Below are 16,526 nucleotides of genomic sequence, written 5' to 3'. Positions count from 1 at the left end.
ATGAATAGATTTTTCCCGGCTCTGGTCGTAGTCAGCTGGCTGTACGTCATCGTTATGATGCTACGGCCTGTAGAGGTTATAGCTGTTCACCAGAATCATTCCGTCACAGATATTTTGGTGAAAAACTTTCCTCTGACCAACAAAGGAAAGATTGAATGGTGGAAAGAAAACGCCCGGAAACTGGATAAACAACACCCTTTTCTTTTAAATAGAAAAGGCGAGACTTTTTGGGTAACTATCTGGGACTTTAAAGACGGTTATCAGCAAGAAAAACCCGATGACACTACTTTTTTCCCGAGTCATAGTACCGACCATCTGCTCTGTTTTGAGAATATAAAAGCGGAGGAAAGATGTATTAAAAAAGAAAACTGGTTGATGCAGGTTACCAGAGCGACAACGGGAACCATGAGCTACACCATGGAAGACGCCTCTTATTACCAAAAGCCAGGCGGCCCGCTGATCCTGGAAGAACGCTGATACTACTGCTGCTAACAGCAGTAAAAAAGACCGCGAGCCGGGCGGCTCGCGGTCTTCCCGCTACTCTTCTTTCTCGATCAGCAGCGTTTCCAGCAGGTCGAGATCGTGCAGCATCTTCTGCATGGTTTCGTTGCTGATTTTCTGCGTGGCGCGCAGGTGATACAGCTCGCCGCGCTCGGCGCGCAGCGCGGTCAGACGGAAGCGGCGCTCCAGATTTTCCGCATACAGCGCCCGCTCCAGATCGTCCTTACCGTCCACGCGACGACGCATATTGCCAATCACTCGCGACGCGATTTCTTTGACCAGGTCAGCGTCGATATTCTCTTCGGTATCGGCCGCCAGCCGCTCTTCCATCTTGTGCAGGCTGTCGATAGCCGTTTCCGCCATCGCCGCGCGCGCCATCTGGATCTCATGGCGGTGCGCCGTCTTATCCCTGCCTGCCACGCCGCGCAGCAGCAGCGGCAGCAACACTACGCCGACCAGCAGCGAAAACAGGATCACGCCCATTGCCAGGAAAACCAGCTCGTAGCGCGCCGGGAAAGCGTCACCATTGGTCAGAAACAGCGGAATGGACAGCACGCCGGCCAGGGTGATAGCCCCGCGTACGCCGGCAAAAGAGGCAATCAGCAGCTCGCGCAGGCTGTAGCTGCTGAACTCCATCGGCCGCTTTTTCAGCAGGCGCTGGCTGATCAGGCGCATCGTCCATAGCCAGGCGAAGCGGACGATCATCAGCGCGGCATAAATCAGCACCACCGACAGCACCAGCATCCACAGATCGACGTTAGGATCGGCCTCTGCCTGAGTCACGGACAGCTGTAAAATGTCCGGCAGCTGTAAGCCCAGCATCAGGAACACCATGCCGTTAAAGACAAACTCCAGCATCTGCCAGACGCTGTTGGCACGCAGACGCATCGCCAGCGGCGCCTGACGGATAATACCCGAACGGGTAATGGTCATGCCCGCCGCGACGGCGGCCAGGATCCCCGATACGCCGATATGTTCGGCAATCAGGTAAGAAGCAAAAGGCAGCAGCAGCAGCAGCACCGTCTGCGTAGCCGGATCGTCACCGCTCCAGCGGCTGAACAGACGCAGCGACTTGCCGTACAGCCAGCAGATAACAATACCGGCCACCAGACCGCCGACGGCAACCTTTACGAACTCCAGCGACGCGCCGGAAACCGTGAACACCATGGTGCCCATCGCGACCGCAACGGCAAACTTCAGCGACACCAGGCCCGAAGCGTCGTTCATCAGCGCCTCGCCCTGCAGTATCGACATAATTTTTTTCGGGATGCGCCCTTCTCCGACAATCCCGGAGAGCGCCACGGCATCGGTTGGCGACAGCACGGCCGCCAGTGCGAAGGCGGGCAGCAGCGGAATACCCGGCACCAGCCAGTAGATCAGATAGCCGATGCCGACCACGGTGATCAAAACCAGCACCAGCGCCAGGCCGATAATCTCGCGTCCGTGATGCAAAAACTCGCTGGTTGGCGTCTTCCAGCCGTCAGCAAACAGCAGCGGCGGAATAAACAGGACCAGGAACAGCTCGGGATCGAAGTCAACGTGCAGGCCGAAAGTCGGCCACGCCAGCAGCGCGCCCATCACAATTTGCACCAACGGCAGGGGGATTTGAAAAGGAATAATGCGTGCGGCTACGCCAGAGAGCGAGACCACCAGCGTGAGGATGAGAATAGTAAAAAAGATTTCCATGTTGTCCTTTCATAGCTTCCAGATAGCGACAAAAATATCAGGCTCGGAACAAATAATGCCCTGTGTAATAGTAAAGCAAAAATGGGATGGCTTGAAAAAGCTGATGTGTGCTATTGCGTGGAAAAAAGCAAAAATTCGGAACGGAGGCCGGAAAAACCGGCCTCGTAAAAGGGGATCAGATAGCCCAGCCGCCGGCGTAAAAAGCGACCAGCGCGATAGCGATAACCACGGTGCCGACGTTGAGCTTGCGCCACTCGCCCGCAAAGATGCGGCCAATGACCAGCGAGCCGAAGCCCAGCATAATACCGGTAACGATATTGCAGGTCAGCACGATGAACACGGCGGCCAGCAGGCCGGACATGGCGTCAACAAAATCGCTGAAGTCGATTTTAGAAACGTTGCTCAGCATCAGCAGGCCAACATACATCAGCGCGGGCGCGGTAGCATAGCCCGGCACTAAATAAGCCAGCGGCGACAGGAACAGGATCAGCAGAAACAGCACGCCTACCACGATAGCGGTCAGGCCCGTTTTACCGCCCGCCGCCGTGCCCGCTGCGGATTCGATATACACCGCCGCAGGCGAAGCGCCGATAAGGCCGGAAAAGATGCTGCTGACCGAGTCGGTGGTCAGCGCTTTGCCGCCGTTCAGGATCTGATGATCTTTATCCAGCAGGTTCGCCTGGCCTGCTACCGCGCGGATGGTGCCGGTGGCGTCAAACACGGCGGTCATCACCAGCGCCAGCACGCTTGGCAATACCGCAGGCTTCAGCGCGCCCAGAATATCCAGGCTGAACACCAGCGAGTGGCCCTGCGCATCCGACAGTGAAGGCATGGCAAACAGCCCCTGATATTTTACGGCCGGATCGAAAATCAGTCCGAGCACGGAAATGGCGATAATAGTCAGCAGGATCCCGCCCGGCACGCGCAGCTTTTCCAGACCGAAGATTGCCGCAAGGCCTGCCAGCGTCATCAACACGGGGAAGGAAGCGAAATCGCCCAGCGCGACCGGCAGTGCGCCAGGTACAGGGTTTTTTACGACCAGGCCCACGCCGTTAGCGGCAATCAGCAGCAGAAACAGGCCGATGCCGACGCCGGTGCCGTGCGCCACGCCCATTGGCAGGTTGCGTAAAATCCAGGCACGGATGCCGGTTGCAGAGATCAGCGTAAACAGCACTCCCATCAGGAATACGGCTCCCAGCGCTACGGGCACGCTGATATGCTGGCCCAGCACCAGGCTGAAAGCCGTAAAGGCGGTCAGTGAGATCGCGCAGCCGATCGCCATCGGCAGGTTCGCCCACAGCCCCATAATGACCGAGCCGAAGCCCGCCACCAGGCAGGTAGAGACAAAAACGGCGGCGGGAGGAAAGCCCGCCTTGCCGAGCATGGACGGCACAACAATCACCGAATAGACCATGGCGAGGAAGGTGGTAAGTCCGGCTAAAATCTCCTGGCGGACGGTGCTGCCGCGTGCAGAGATTTTAAACCAGGCGTCTAACGTTCCGCCGGTCTGATGATGAGTCGACATAATGGAAATCCCCTGAACTTTCTTATGAATTATCGATGCCTGATGGCGGGTTGGTACCACGTTTACATCCCTGATAGCGCTATTGCAGATCGCCAAAACTTCGTAAAGAAGCCGCGATCGGAAAAAAGCAAACGTTTAACCCGACAGGCATAATGCCCTTTTTATAAAGGCAAACGATTATCCTGCCTTTAAGGCCGCCTTTTCAACTGCTGATGCCGGGAAGGCGGCAGATTTTCGTCTCTTTTACGTCCGCGCCTGCCTGAGCAGACTTTAGCTGGCTCGCCGACAAGCGCGGTCATAGCACTTTCTTATGGGCGCGGGCGCGATGAAACGTCAGGGGCCGCCGCGCGATGATTCATTCAAGAGTGAGCGCACCGCCTTTTTCCAGCGCCCGCTGCCAGGCCGCACGGCTTTGGACTTTCTTCAGCCAGCCCTGAATGGCAGGGGAATCGCCTGCGCCGCCGCGCGCGCTGAGCGCCTGAAGCGGAAAGCTCATCTGCACGTCGGCAATGCTGAAGCGTGACCCCGCAAACCATTCGTTGCCCGCAAGGTGTTGCTCGATAAATTCGCGATGGGTGGCGAGCTGCTTATCCAGGAACGCCTTCTGCACGCCCTTGCCAAAGGCGCGGCCCACCGGCCGCAGCAGCCACGGCACCGGCGCCTCGCCCATTCGGCTGAAAATCAGCTTCATCACCAACAGCGGCATCAGTGAACCTTCCGCATAGTGCAGCCAGTAACGAGACTCGATACGCTCATCTTCCGTGGTGAGTTTCAGACGATTTTCTGCGTCATAGTGCTCCGCCAGGTATTCCAGGATCGCGCCGGACTCTGCAATCACCCGATTTCCATCGGTGATCACCGGCGATTTGCCGAGAGGATGCACTTTTTTCAGCGAATCGGGCGCCAGCATCGTTTTTTCGCGCTGGTACAGTTTGATTTGATAAGGCGTTTCCAGCTCTTCCAACAGCCAGAGAATACGCTGCGAACGGGAGTTGTTCAGGTGGTGAACGGTGATCATGACCTTTCCTTGTGCGTAAACGAAGTGCTATCAGTATAGACGGCCTTATTTACGTTCAGGCTCCAGCAGGATTGCGCCCGTGCCGCGCTCGCTCAGGCGGTCATCCGGGTTGCGCAGCGGACAGTCCTCCATCGATAAACAGCCGCAGCCGATACAGCCATCCAGATCGTCGCGCAGTCGGGTCAGCGTATCAATGCGGCTGTCCAGCTCCTCGCGCCATTTACGGGTCAGCAGCGCCCACTCTTTAGGCGACAGCCGCTTGCCCGGCGGAAACTGCACCAGGTGCTCGCCGATGGTCGCCAGCGGGATGCCGATCCGCTGGGCGATTTTAATGACTGCCACCCGGCGCAGGACATCGCGATGATAGCGGCGCTGGTTGCCGCCGTTGCGAAAGCTGACGATCAGGCCTTTGCTTTCATAAAAATGCAGCGTCGAGACGGCGACGCCGCAGCGTGCGGCCACGTCGCCGGGCGTCAGTTCGCGCTTGTTTAATACGAGATTTTTTTTCACTTTGCGCTTTACCTCAAGTTAACTTGAGGAATTATACTCCAGCCCTTAAGAAGGCGAACCCCTCTTTTTCGCCATAGCGATCGGCCGCCAGCCCCAGGGAGAAGACCAGTATGCATGATGAGATTATTCACGCGCTTACCGACTGGATTGACAGCAATCTGGACAAAACGCTTTCTATCGATGACGTTGCGGCGCGATCCGGCTATTCGAAATGGCACCTGCAGCGCATGTTCCGCGCCGTGACCAAACAGACGCTGGGCAACTATATTCGTGAGCGTCGCCTGACGCTGGCCGCGAAAGAGCTGCGCCAGACGCAGCGTCCGGTGTTTGATATCGCCATGCAGTATGGCTATGACTCGCAGCAGACTTTCTCGCGCGTTTTTCGCCGCCAGTTTTCCCAGACGCCGACGGCCTGGCGCAACACCATGCGCCGTCAGCAAAAGCGTCCGCTCTATTTTGACTGCTCTGAATTCCCGTCAGCGGTCAGCACCAACGGCTAAACGCTTTCGCACTCCAGCGCCGCCGACGCCTGTCGCCTGCTCCAGAGCGCGGGCGAAAAATACCAGCCGCCGCCCAGCGCTTTGATGTGGTACATCGCCGCATCGGCCTGGGCGATGGTCGCCTCGCCGGTATGATGATTTTTCGCCAGCGCGATGCCGATACTCAGAGACTGGGTAAGGATCGTGCCGTCGTCCAGCCTTATGGGTTCACGCATCGCCTCAATGACGCTTTGCGCAACGCAGCCTGCCTGCTCGCCGCTGTCAATCGCTAACAGCAGTACCGCAAACTCATCCCCGCCTAGCCGCGCCACCAAATCGCCTTTGCGCAAGCGTGCGCGCAGGCGCTGTGCGGTAATGGTCAGAACCCTGTCGCCAGCAGCATGGCCGTAGCGATCGTTTACCTCTTTAAAACGGTCGCCGTCGATAAACAGCACCGCCACCCGCGCGGCGGTCAAAGGATTGTCCAGCTGTTTGTGCAGCTCCTGCTCAAAAGCCGTGCGGTTTGGCAGGCCGGTTAACGCATCGTGCCGCACCTGATGGGCCAGCGTGGCATTCTCGCTTTGCAGATGGCGCTGCCAGTCGGCCAGCTCGTCCAGCAGGCTGTTAAAGTCGCCGCTCAGCTTGTTTAATTCGGCAATAGAAGAAGAAGGTACGCGCAATGAAAAGGCTCGTCGCCTGCGTACTTCATGCGCCACGCAGGCGATGTTTGACAGCGCGCTGACGATGCCTGAATGCATTCGGCGCGACAGATAAAAGGCCAGCAGCGCGGAGAGCAACATGCTGCATCCCAACCATGTCAGCGCCTGATAAAGATAATGCATTACCCGACATCCATCGCCGGTCAGCCAGATGGTGCCAATTTCTTTACCGCCGCGCAGGACGGGGATCTGCACCGGTTTGGGAAATAACCAGCGCGATACCAGCTCGCTGAAGGCGCTCTTGTCGCGATTATCGTTTGCAGCCCAGCTTGCCAGCAAACGGCGATCCGCATCGAGGATCCTAGCCTGGCCAAACTGTGTTTTCGCGCCGATAGCCTGGAGGATAGCGCGCGCCGCTGCGCCGTCGCCTGTCGCTACCGCCTGCCCGGCGCTGTAGCTGATAGTCGTCGCCAGCAGCTCGGAATTGTTTTCGGCGTAGTTACGCAAAGCCAGCACCGAAAGCAGCGAGAGTGAAATGCCGCTGAACGTTAGCGAGACAAGAATAATAGTTAAATGAATACGCCGTAGCGACTTGCGTAGCGTAGGCAGCGGCTTAGCTGCCGGTTGCGCGGTAATGTTTCCCGCGGGACGGTCATGATCCATGATTCCTCCCACGCCAACCGAACGGATCTCCGCTCATGCAGCGCTTCTGCATTGGGGGCTTGCGTTGGCGACCGCCCGTAGCAGTAACGCTGCCGGGACCAGGCTGCTGCCCCGATCTGAGGTAAAGAGCAAGCTGCACGCGAGGGGAATGTTGTTTGCGGGCAAAAAATGGCTTTTCGACCCTGAACAGCCACAGGCAAACAGGCAGGCTCCGGTTATCTGATGTAAAATTTCTGCTATTGCCATCCTGTGCGCGTTTACCGCTGATAGCTTATGCAGGAAATAAAATGGCAAAAATTAGTTTTCAAAAATCCTACAACTCCTCTTCATCCCATACAACTTTTAACAGGTCAGATTCATCCCAAAGGAGCCAACTATTGCCAGATAATTTGGCATAATTCAGCGAACAGATAAAAATAACGGCGCGGAGAAATAAGTTAAAAGCGCTAAGGCAATTTCGGAACGGTGGGCGAAATGATGTAAATTACTCTCATTCCTTGTCTCAAAAATAACCTGAGTTTGAACGTAATTTAAAAAGATATTAACTTTTTCAGGCGCTATTTAACGCCCGCCGCGCAATATCACCGCTAACTTACGGGAAATAAATGTGATTATTGTGCGCGATCAAAAAACGCCCATAAGCGGTCTTAAAAGTGTTCAAAACTCGCCTGACGCAATGCTATAATGTGACCGTCATCACACTTACTCCCTGTATCCGCCCCGATGAAAAGCAATCCTGGCCTTTTCGTCCGGACAGATGACGCTTTTTCTATTGCCAGGCCTGATTGACGCGGAGTTTCAGAGATATGGGTACCTTAACCGCTAGCCTGGTGCTGATGAGATGGGAACTGGTTAGTGCAGTCATGATGTTTCTCGCCAGCACCTTTAACGTAAAATGTCGTCAGTCCAGCCGCAACGGCATGGCCTTCATTTTTACCGGCGTTGGCATAGGCATGTCGTGTTGGTTCGTCACCGGCCTGTTAGGTATCACGCTGAGCATGGATAACCTGCTTAACTTCTGGCATATCACCAAAGACGTGTTTGTCGATGTCATGAGCCATACGCCAGCCGATTATCCTCTGCCATAAAAGCGTAAAGCCGCATGAAGATCATGCGGCTTTCGTCTTTATACTTTCTTCAGCGTCCCGGCCATCGCCGCCGCTTCGCCGCCAATCGCCTTCAGCGTTTTTGGCTTACGTTCCTGTAGCCACATGTCGCCCATCATCTTATCCAGCCCCTGATCCAGACCGGTTACCATGCCTGCGCCCGGCGTGAAGGTCAGCTCGCCGAAGTAGATTTGCCCTTCGCTGATATACCAGTCAACGCGCACGTAATCGAAGTCGCTGGCCAGCTTTTTGCTCAGCGCCAGCGCTTTTTCCAGCGTTTCCAGGTCGCCGCTGATATCCAGCCCCGTATCACGGATCTTATAGAAGCAAGATTTCAACGTGTTAACGTAGAAGTTCATCGACAGCGGCGCATTGCCGCAGCGGTTATAGATAATCTGCAAAACGTACTCGAAAGTACCGTCTTTCTTGTTAAACATGTGAAACTTGTAGTCAACGGCGGCAAATTTACCGTCGCCGACGTATTGCTCAACCAGAATGCGCGGCTTGATATAGCGATAGTGAATCTCACGCGCTTCGTGCGAGAAATCCCGGCTCAGCCACTCTTCGCAGCGCTTGATCAGCAGCTGTTTCTGCAAACAGTCCGGCTCTTCCAGCAAAATCTCCACCATGCCTGACCCGTGATTGGGCTTCACCACGGTGTTCTTCAGCGAGCTAAGCCCCAGCAGCGTGACAGGATCGGCTGTTTCATGCAGCAACGGGATTAAATATTCATCCCCAATAGTCTGAGAAATATAGTCACGAACCAACAGCTTATCGGACAGCATGCCATAACGCAGGTAGTCGCCGGTGACGAATTTGCGGTACAGAACTTTCTCATTAAACAGTTTCGGCTGGTGTATGTTGGGTAATTTTTTAAATTTATGCAGATAATAAATTCTGTCCTGGTAGGACCAGGGCATTTTTTTGAAAAGGAACAGGAAACCTTTTCTTATTTCTGCTTTGAGTTTTAGCATTTTCGACCTCATTTGCAGGCTTTATAATTGTTTGAGGAAAAATTTCTTCAAAATAGCGTTTTCTCGCCATCCGAAATCGCGACACCCGCGTCTCATTTTTCCCGGCAGACATAAAAAATCCGTCAGCTGCTTTACCCGTTTATGCAGTTTTCCTGCGCACGGTCTCTGCTTCCTGCAAGGCAACACCAGATTCATGCCTCTGGCGTCAGAAGAGAGAAAACTGACTGACGAAAAGCCCGTTAAGGACGCGCTGAGCAGATTCCTGCTTGCGGTAGTGCCCTTCGCGGGACGACAACTCCATTTTTACTGAACAGAGCGGCCTGCGGCCGTCCTGGGTTTTATTACTGTTTCTTCTGCGCCGTCGACGGCGCGCTTTCCTGCCGCTCCGCCTGGGTGGCTGATTGACCATCCTGCAGCCACATCTTGCCCATCATTTCGTCCAGCCCGTGCTTCAGCACCGGCATCAGGCCTGCGCCTGGCGTAAAGGTCAGCTCGCCAAAGTAGACGTCGCCCTGGCTGATATACCAGTCAACCCGTACGTAATCGAAATCGCTGGCCAGCTTTTTGCTCAGCGCCAGCGCCTTCTCCAGCGCGGCCCGGTTGTGGCTGATATCCAGTCCGGCAGTATCAAAGCGGCGGTAGAAGCAGCTATCAAGATTATTGACATAGAACAGCATCGACAGCGGTTGATTATCGCTACGGTTAAACACCACCTGCAGCACATACTCAAAGTGGCCGTCCTGCTTGTTAAACATATGAAACTTGTAATCAATCGCCGTAGACTTACCGTCTCCTACCCGCTGCTCAACCATGATCTGCGGTTTGATATAGCGGTAATGGATTTCACGCGCTTCGTGCGAATAATCTTTTGTCAGCCACTCACCACAGCGTTCAATAAGCTGATGTTTTTCGACAAAATCAGGTTCTTCTACAAAGACTTTAACCATCCCTGAACCGTGGTTTGGCTTAATGACCGTATCTTTTAGCGTTTCCAGCTCAAACAGCGTCTCAGGATTATCCGTGGTGTGTAACAAAGGGATCAGGTATTCCTCACCAATCTTGTGGGAAATATAATCCCGCACCAGGATCTTATCTGATAACGCGGCGTAACAATCGTAATCGCCTTTAATAAACTTGCGAAACAGTACCTTTTCATTAAAGGAATCAGGATGACGAATATGCGGCATCCGTTTAAACCGATGAAAATAATATATTCTGTCCTGGCAAGACCACGGCATAATTCGGATGCAATTCAGGGCGGCCTTTTTAAGTTGTTTTTTTGCGTCTACCATTTTCTTACTCACCTATAGGTTTTGTAGTTGAGTGAGGAAAGCTGCATCTTAAGAATGACCCCATTCTTAAAGAAATAATTCATCAGCGTCAGGGATAACAGTTCCGTGACCAGCACGCTCCACGCGGCACCCGTCAAGCCCCAAAAACGAATGAAAAACCAGTTGGTTACTACGCTGACCGCCACCAGTAAAATAATTTTCACCAGCAGATAATTAAAACCGCCCTCTTTCACCATGTAGCGATAGGCTACGGTACCCATTGCTGAAAAGCAGGTCGCCAGAGAAAGCAACGTGACCAGATCGCCCGATTGCTGATAGTCATGACCGTAAAGCAGGCTGACAATTTTTTCGCCGAACAGCGCAACAACCAGCAGCATAAACAGTGAAACAGCCATAACGTAGCCGTTAAGCCTGGCGGCCAGTCTCAAAGCAACATCCGCCCGCTCGCGGAATATTTCCGAGAAGCTGGAGGTGATAATCGCCACCGGGATAAATATCCATGAGGCAGAAATCGTATTCGCAGCGGTAAACAGCCCAAGCTCGTGTGCCGATCCCACGCCGACCAGGAAAAACTGCGCCAGCTTCACCTGAACAGAAATAAACACGCTGGAGATCGCCAGCGGCAGTCCCGCATGGAACAGATAGCGCAGATAGCTGCGGTGCTTGCGCCTGGTTGGCGGGCTGATGGTGTTTTTTTGATAAAACATCGTCCGCTTAATCAGGTACGGCACCAGCGTCACCGCAACAATCGAGAAGGACAGCAGTAGCGGATTAAGCTTGAACCACGCAATAGCAAAGCTAATGGCGAAACTGATAATCATTCCCGTTGCGTTTGCAACCGTGTTCATCCGCGATTCCAGTCGCGCATTGTTATAAACGCTAAAAATATCCTGGGTCACGAAAATAGCCGACAGAAACGACGCCACGGCAAAAATCAAAAAATTTTCACGCATCTCCAGCCAGACCCACGCCAGCACCGGCAAAGAAAGTAATAATAACAATGCCATACGCAGCTGTTTTGCCACGGCCATCAGCCGCAGGCCTTTCGCCGCGCTTTTGCTGATGCTTTTAAACAGGATGGTTTCCGTACCAAAAATCGCTACGGTTTGAACAATGGAAAAAATGGATGCAGAAAATGCGATTTGCCCAAAAACAGATGGCCCAAAAGATTTTGCAACATAGGATGTAACAAAAATTACACCAAAAACCGAAACCACCTTCTCTGACATCATCCAGGCAGCGTTCGTAACGACACTGTGTTTCATTGAAGCTTCCTTCGTAGAACTAATAACTTATAACGAAAGTCAGTACATCCTTGTCTATCACAGAGAAAATAAACCTGGCCTGGGCCTGGCAAAATAAGCGTTCGGAATATTATTTTACGGGCGATAGCGCACCGCTCTTATTTAAAAGATTTTATTTTATCAGATCGTTTTTTTAACGAACCGTCTGATTCTTCCTGGACTTGATACTGGTTAGCAACCCACCTCAGCACGAACAACGCTGGAGAATATCCTGGCACAGTTTTTTTCTTCCGCCTGCTGGATCATTCTGAATTACTAACTGGCCTTGCTGCTGGCATGAATCGAATTTATAACAAAAAGCGCTTTATCGAAAGCTAACCAGGTGCTTTGCAAATAAAATAGGAGAAATCCCATGATGATATTTATTCATAATCCCTTAACTTAAAGCCTGCAATTCAAATCGCGCACTTAACGTCGCTGTCCTGATTAATGGATAAATTAGATCCATTCTTTAGTGCAGCCATTCTCATCACTTTATAGTTAAGAAAGGTAATAGCATCCATGAGAAAGTCACGATATACAGAAGAGCAAATCACCAGTGCCATTAAAGCATCTGAATGCGGCGTAAAGGTTAAGGAGATTTGTGAAGAACTGGGGATTTCTGAGGCCACATTCTACAGCTGGAAAAAGAAATACGCCGGGCTATTCTCGGAAGAAGGAAGAAAAATCAAGGAGTTAGAAGAGCGCGTACACAGTATGGAACGCGAACTCCAGATGCTCTCTTCAGATAAAGAAATGCTGCAGAGCGTATTGAAAAACTTCTTTACTACCAATGATAAGCGTCAGGCGGTTAATTTTCTTCAGGATACTTTTGATATCGGCACGCGCCGGAGCTGCCGCTTGCTGGATATTAGCCGCAGCGTTTATCATTATCCTTACAACTGTGAGAATCAATAATTGCGACGCAGTGCGCAATTTTTTTACTGTTCAGGACCAAATTAAAATATTCCGATCTTTAATTAAAAAGTACCGTTCCTTTTTATGGCGACCTGATTCGGTGATGAGTTTATTCCTATAAACCCGCCTCACCAGGCTACCACAATTGATCGTCACCAGAAAAATTATTTTACTTTCATACAGTTAAGAGCGCATTTATCTTTTTGGTCAACGATAAATGCGCCAATTCTGACATAAAACCTTCTTACAGATCGACCCGAAAACCCGGCATCTACTTCAGTAATGATAATGCTTATCAGTTTACGAATGGTTTACAGTTCTCACTGTTCTCTGCCGTTCACCATGCGTCCTTTCGCGTGAAAACCCCGCCACTCCGGCCTCCTCCGTTTCGCTACCCTGCTTTCAAGACCAACGATAATGCAACAGACCTTAACATTCCTGACCTTTACGACCGACATTGATGTGCAGAGTTAATCTTTTCCTGTGATTTATTAATGTATCCATCTGCCGGGCATCGTCCTTTCTTCCGTTTCTGTTCATTAAAATTTGAGTTAAAAATGGTTTGTTGCTGCTAAAACAGTCTCAAAAAAGAAGCAATATTGAATGTGTAGTAAGAATTGACTGTGTTTGAAAATAAACAAATCCGATTAGCGATTATTCTTATAGCGGAACAATCGGTCACTGTGTCATAGCGGTCTTTGATGGAAGCCGCTTTTTTTCCTCACCGCATCGGAAAAAAAACGTGATAAAAATCACACATAGAGCTAAAAACTTCCGGAAATTACAGCCAGCGGCAATAAAAAAAGAGCACGAAAAGCGCTCTTTTTTTTACCTTAATCAAAATAGTTTGCCAAAGGCTGTGCCTTTTTCGGCCAGTCTCTTAAGAAAAGACGGATTTCTTAACCGGTTCAGGTTGGATACGTGTCGCCAGCACTACGCCCGCTATCAGGGCCAGAATGCCGCAGACCGTTACTGCTGAAGGCCAGCCCTGCCTTAATAAAAAGGTGTAGGCCAATGCCGCCAGCGTTTCAAAAACAATCAGCGGGCCAACCAACACGGTGGGTAAACGCTGGCTGGCTTCGTTCCAACACAAAGCGCCCAGCCAGGAGCAGAACAGGCCCAGCGCGATCATTAAGGCGATAAAAAGAGCGGGATGGGGGCCAAAAGGCAGCGAAAAGTCGGGACGGGTAACGTGCAGCTGAATGCTCACCAGCAAATAGCCCACCAGTGCCAGCGGCAGCGTGGCTATGCCTTGCGCCGTCGCCCAGGTCGTCGCGCTTTTCTGCGGATGCGCGCGTAACCAGCGAGCGTTGCGTAGCGGATACCATGTCCAGCAAATCATCGCCATTACCGCCAGCCCTATGCCGCTCAGATAACGTGGCAGATCGCCATGCTGAGTGCTATCCTGCCATTCCGCAACGTTGACGCAGCCTAATCCCAGCGCGATCAGCAGCAGTACCGGCACCAGCTTTCGCCACGGCAGCCGCCCTTCATGGTGCCCATAAAACAGGTTAGCGCTGACGGAAATAACTACTGGCAACGTGCCGATAATCATACTGGAAACGGGTGCGCCGGTACGCTGAATAGCACTGGCTAAAAAGGTGTAATAAAGAAGGTTACCGATCAGCGCCAGTTTGAGTGCTTCTTTCCAGTCGCCGCGCGACAGCTGACGCAACCGGCGTCGATCCTGCCACGCCAGCGGCAGAGCAATCAGACCGAAAGCCACATAGCGGCCTACCGACTGTAGCGCGCCCGGGTAATCCGGCACCAACAGAGGCACCACAAAAATAAGTCCCCACATCAGTCCCGCGCTCAGGGCAAAAAAGACACCAGCAAACATAAACAGCGATCCCGTTAATTAAAGCGAAAACGCTATTCTGACGCGCCGTCAGGGGAAAAGATTGTAGCAGATTGCGCTTAGCCTCTTATCTGCTTCTGATAGCGCACCGGGGTAGTGCCGTAGCGGTTAGCGAAGCTGCGGGTCAGATGAGCCTGATCGGTCAGGCCTACCGCCAGCGCGACGTCAGCGGCCGGGCGGCCCGAGGCCAGCAGCTCTTTTGCGCGCCACAGGCGAAACGCCATCAGCATCTGATGCGGCGTAACGTGATACTGCGCCTTAAACTGTCGTTGAAAATGCCAGGGACTGAGCGAGGCCAGCGCGGCCAGCTCGTTCAGGGTGATATTGTCAGCAAGGTTGTCGCGTAAATACTCTTTTATGAGGTCGAAGCGGTGCCTGGGCGCGGCTGCCATCTTATCGCCAATCCGGGCGCAGGGACGCAAAAGGTCGATCGCTGTCAGTAAAATGCCGTCTCTCGCCAGCGGATCCCGCACCTGCCAGAGCATAGCCAACAGCGCGGAAAGCTGGGCCGCTCGAGGCGGATCGAAGCACACCGCCTCGGTAAACCACCAGCCCTGCTCGCCCGTTATGGCGGCCAGCCGCGCCGGATCGAGATAGAGCATACGATACTGCCACCCTTCTTCGCTGGCCGATTCGCCTGTATGCAGCTCGTCCGGATTCATTAACACCAGCGATTGCGCGGGTGCCGTATGCACAGCGCCGCGATAGCGAAAACGCTCCGCGCCTGCGTCTATCGTGCCGATGCCGAACGCCTCATGCGTGTGCGGCTCAAAGGCGTAGCGCGAAATATGCGCCTGATAAAGCTCTACGCCCGTCAGGCCATCAAGCTGGCAAAAGCGGGCGCGATCTTTTTCATCATTAAACTGCGCGGGAACACCCTGCAAGCCAGCCTCCGGAAAATTGAGCGAGGAACCCTCTTCTGCTTAATACAAAAGTATAACGTTAGCAGCGAACGTCATCCTTAATTTGTCTGTTTCCTGCAATTGATTTGGCATAAGTGATTAATAAATTAAACATTCATTCAACCAACAAGCAATGCTCTTAATTTGTAAATCGTCATTTACTCAATGTTGAGGTTGCCGGTGTTCAACTGAGTTTTTTCCACTGGAACGCCGAAGATGTCCGATATCACACTTACGTCAGGTCAGGAGAGCAGCCTGACCCTTTTTCTGTCGCTGGTTACGGGCAGGCTGAAACCGGGCAAGCTGTGGTATGACCGGGAATATCGCCTCAAGTATTTGTTCCGCTCGCTCGCCTGTCCGCGGCAGACCCTGAAACTGACCGATGCGATTATTCATGAGCCGGTGATGCGTGAAATACTGGCCGTCCAGCATACGCTGCCGAGCAAGATCCATCGCCCCTATCTCTATGGCGGCATGCCGGTGGCGGATCGGGCCGGGGCGATTATCGCGCACTACCGATTCGCCAGAGACCTGCCTTACTCTGTCTTTCGTCAGGCGCTGCTCAGCCAACAAGGGGCGGAGCTGCTGCGTTTTGCAGGCAAAGGTGGCGAAAGCTTTTCCATTACCATGGCCTGTACCGGACGCTGTGAAAGAGAAGGCGAGGTCAATCTGTTTTTCAGCCAGGACGGGATCAAGCTGGCGATAGTGACCTTTGCTGTAACCGAGCAGCAAGGTGAAAAGGTAGCGATCGTCGGCGGTATTCAGGGCGCGCATCGCGATACGCCGCACGAGCTGATCCGTTCGGCGACCAAGGCCTGCTATGGTTTATTTCCGAAACGCCTGCTGATGGAAACCCTGGCGCTGTTCTGTAAGGCAACGGGGATTTCGCAGATCCAGGCCGTCAGCGACACCGGCCATATTTTCCGCAGCTGGCGCTATCGCCTGAAAAAGAAGAGTTTGTTTCATGCCAGCTATGACGAATTCTGGCAGACGCTTAACGCTGTGCCGCTGTCGTCAAAACTCTGTCGCTTGCCGACGACGTTTGCACGCAAGCCGCTGGAGGAGATAAGCAGCAAGAAACGGTCGGAGTATCGGAAACGCTACGAGCTGCTGGACGCCCTGGCCGGGCAGTTCACCGCGCATATCCGCTGA

At 53.0% G+C, this 16,526-nt stretch carries 15 protein-coding genes; 5 read left to right on the top strand and 10 right to left on the bottom strand.

Going from position 1 to position 16,526, the window contains the following annotated elements:
• Window positions 1-477, top strand: coding sequence for a DUF943 family protein (locus ACVWZ0_RS02430; RefSeq protein ID WP_253461152.1), 477 nt, complete (start codon window positions 1-3; stop codon window positions 475-477).
• A 60-nt stretch (window positions 478-537) separates the two neighbouring features.
• Here ACVWZ0_RS02430 and ACVWZ0_RS02425 read toward each other — a convergent pair whose 3' ends face one another.
• The 4 genes from ACVWZ0_RS02425 to soxR form a co-directional block, all read right to left on the bottom strand.
• Entirely contained in the window at window positions 538-2,187 is a 1,650-nt protein-coding gene (locus tag ACVWZ0_RS02425) for a Na+/H+ antiporter (RefSeq protein WP_253456099.1), read from the bottom strand.
• A gap of 175 nt (window positions 2,188-2,362) precedes the next feature.
• Window positions 2,363-3,712: an NCS2 family permease gene (locus tag ACVWZ0_RS02420; protein WP_253456102.1), complete on the bottom strand. Its 1,350-nt coding sequence runs from the start codon at window positions 3,710-3,712 to the stop codon at window positions 2,363-2,365.
• A gap of 355 nt (window positions 3,713-4,067) precedes the next feature.
• The gene (locus ACVWZ0_RS02415; RefSeq protein WP_253456104.1) at window positions 4,068-4,730 is read right to left on the bottom strand and encodes a glutathione S-transferase family protein; all 663 of its coding nucleotides are present in this window, start codon (window positions 4,728-4,730) and stop codon (window positions 4,068-4,070) included.
• A gap of 45 nt (window positions 4,731-4,775) precedes the next feature.
• A complete protein-coding gene (gene soxR, locus ACVWZ0_RS02410) occupies window positions 4,776-5,240 on the bottom strand; it encodes a redox-sensitive transcriptional activator SoxR (protein WP_253456106.1) in 465 nt (154 codons plus the stop codon).
• A gap of 110 nt (window positions 5,241-5,350) precedes the next feature.
• Between soxR and soxS the strand changes: the two genes are divergently transcribed.
• The gene (gene soxS, locus ACVWZ0_RS02405; protein ID WP_125290210.1) at window positions 5,351-5,740 is read left to right on the top strand and encodes a superoxide response transcriptional regulator SoxS; all 390 of its coding nucleotides are present in this window, start codon (window positions 5,351-5,353) and stop codon (window positions 5,738-5,740) included.
• On the opposite strand, the gene ACVWZ0_RS02400 is transcribed toward soxS, so the two are convergent.
• Window positions 5,737-7,041, bottom strand: coding sequence for a diguanylate cyclase domain-containing protein (locus tag ACVWZ0_RS02400; protein ID WP_253456109.1), 1,305 nt, complete (start codon window positions 7,039-7,041; stop codon window positions 5,737-5,739). The genes soxS and ACVWZ0_RS02400 overlap by 4 nt on opposite strands.
• Before the next feature lie 806 nt (window positions 7,042-7,847).
• On the opposite strand from ACVWZ0_RS02400, the gene ACVWZ0_RS02395 reads away from it, so the two are divergent.
• A complete protein-coding gene (locus ACVWZ0_RS02395) occupies window positions 7,848-8,129 on the top strand; it encodes a YjcB family protein (protein WP_125290208.1) in 282 nt (93 codons plus the stop codon).
• A 38-nt stretch (window positions 8,130-8,167) separates the two neighbouring features.
• Here the strand turns inward: ACVWZ0_RS02395 and ACVWZ0_RS02390 are convergent, their stop codons facing one another.
• From ACVWZ0_RS02390 to ACVWZ0_RS02380, 3 genes are all read right to left on the bottom strand, one after another.
• On the bottom strand, window positions 8,168-9,121 hold the full coding sequence (locus tag ACVWZ0_RS02390) for an ATP-grasp fold amidoligase family protein (protein ID WP_253456112.1): 954 nt from the start codon (window positions 9,119-9,121) through the stop codon (window positions 8,168-8,170).
• Window positions 9,122-9,462: 341 nt separating this feature from the next.
• Complete coding sequence (locus ACVWZ0_RS02385) at window positions 9,463-10,413, bottom strand: ATP-grasp fold amidoligase family protein (RefSeq protein ID WP_253456116.1); 951 nt, start codon at window positions 10,411-10,413, stop codon at window positions 9,463-9,465.
• A gap of 8 nt (window positions 10,414-10,421) precedes the next feature.
• Window positions 10,422-11,678 (bottom strand): MATE family efflux transporter, encoded by a 1,257-nt coding sequence (locus ACVWZ0_RS02380; RefSeq protein WP_253456119.1) that lies wholly within the window; start codon window positions 11,676-11,678, stop codon window positions 10,422-10,424.
• Between the two features lie 540 nt (window positions 11,679-12,218).
• Here ACVWZ0_RS02380 and ACVWZ0_RS02375 point away from each other — a divergent pair.
• Window positions 12,219-12,614 (top strand): transposase, encoded by a 396-nt coding sequence (locus tag ACVWZ0_RS02375; protein WP_125290204.1) that lies wholly within the window; start codon window positions 12,219-12,221, stop codon window positions 12,612-12,614.
• Between the two features lie 880 nt (window positions 12,615-13,494).
• Here the strand turns inward: ACVWZ0_RS02375 and ACVWZ0_RS02370 are convergent.
• Window positions 13,495-14,454, bottom strand: a complete 960-nt coding sequence (locus ACVWZ0_RS02370) for a DMT family transporter (RefSeq protein ID WP_253456122.1) — start codon at window positions 14,452-14,454, stop codon at window positions 13,495-13,497.
• Between the two features lie 77 nt (window positions 14,455-14,531).
• Window positions 14,532-15,356, bottom strand: a complete 825-nt coding sequence (locus tag ACVWZ0_RS02365; protein WP_253456124.1) for an AraC family transcriptional regulator — start codon at window positions 15,354-15,356, stop codon at window positions 14,532-14,534.
• 234 nt (window positions 15,357-15,590) lie between these two features.
• Between ACVWZ0_RS02365 and ACVWZ0_RS02360 the strand changes: the two genes are divergently transcribed.
• On the top strand, window positions 15,591-16,526 hold the full coding sequence (locus tag ACVWZ0_RS02360; protein WP_253456127.1) for a VirK/YbjX family protein: 936 nt from the start codon (window positions 15,591-15,593) through the stop codon (window positions 16,524-16,526).

The sequence above is a fragment of the Erwinia sp. TECH1 genome, from assembly GCF_054057575.1.
This window is presented reverse-complemented; position numbering and strand designations above follow the sequence as displayed.

Coding starts and splice junctions, on each gene's coding strand:
- ACVWZ0_RS02430 (WP_253461152.1), top strand. CDS start 1: ATGAATAGATTTTTCCCGGCTCTGGTCGTAGTCAGCTGGCTGTACGTC.
- ACVWZ0_RS02425 (WP_253456099.1), bottom strand. CDS start 2,187: ATGGAAATCTTTTTTACTATTCTCATCCTCACGCTGGTGGTCTCGCTC.
- ACVWZ0_RS02420 (WP_253456102.1), bottom strand. CDS start 3,712: ATGTCGACTCATCATCAGACCGGCGGAACGTTAGACGCCTGGTTTAAA.
- ACVWZ0_RS02415 (WP_253456104.1), bottom strand. CDS start 4,730: ATGATCACCGTTCACCACCTGAACAACTCCCGTTCGCAGCGTATTCTC.
- soxS (WP_125290210.1), top strand. CDS start 5,351: ATGCATGATGAGATTATTCACGCGCTTACCGACTGGATTGACAGCAAT.
- ACVWZ0_RS02400 (WP_253456109.1), bottom strand. CDS start 7,041: ATGGATCATGACCGTCCCGCGGGAAACATTACCGCGCAACCGGCAGCT.
- ACVWZ0_RS02395 (WP_125290208.1), top strand. CDS start 7,848: ATGGGTACCTTAACCGCTAGCCTGGTGCTGATGAGATGGGAACTGGTT.
- ACVWZ0_RS02390 (WP_253456112.1), bottom strand. CDS start 9,121: ATGCTAAAACTCAAAGCAGAAATAAGAAAAGGTTTCCTGTTCCTTTTC.
- ACVWZ0_RS02385 (WP_253456116.1), bottom strand. CDS start 10,413: ATGGTAGACGCAAAAAAACAACTTAAAAAGGCCGCCCTGAATTGCATC.
- ACVWZ0_RS02380 (WP_253456119.1), bottom strand. CDS start 11,678: ATGAAACACAGTGTCGTTACGAACGCTGCCTGGATGATGTCAGAGAAG.
- ACVWZ0_RS02375 (WP_125290204.1), top strand. CDS start 12,219: ATGAGAAAGTCACGATATACAGAAGAGCAAATCACCAGTGCCATTAAA.
- ACVWZ0_RS02370 (WP_253456122.1), bottom strand. CDS start 14,454: ATGTTTGCTGGTGTCTTTTTTGCCCTGAGCGCGGGACTGATGTGGGGA.
- ACVWZ0_RS02360 (WP_253456127.1), top strand. CDS start 15,591: ATGTCCGATATCACACTTACGTCAGGTCAGGAGAGCAGCCTGACCCTT.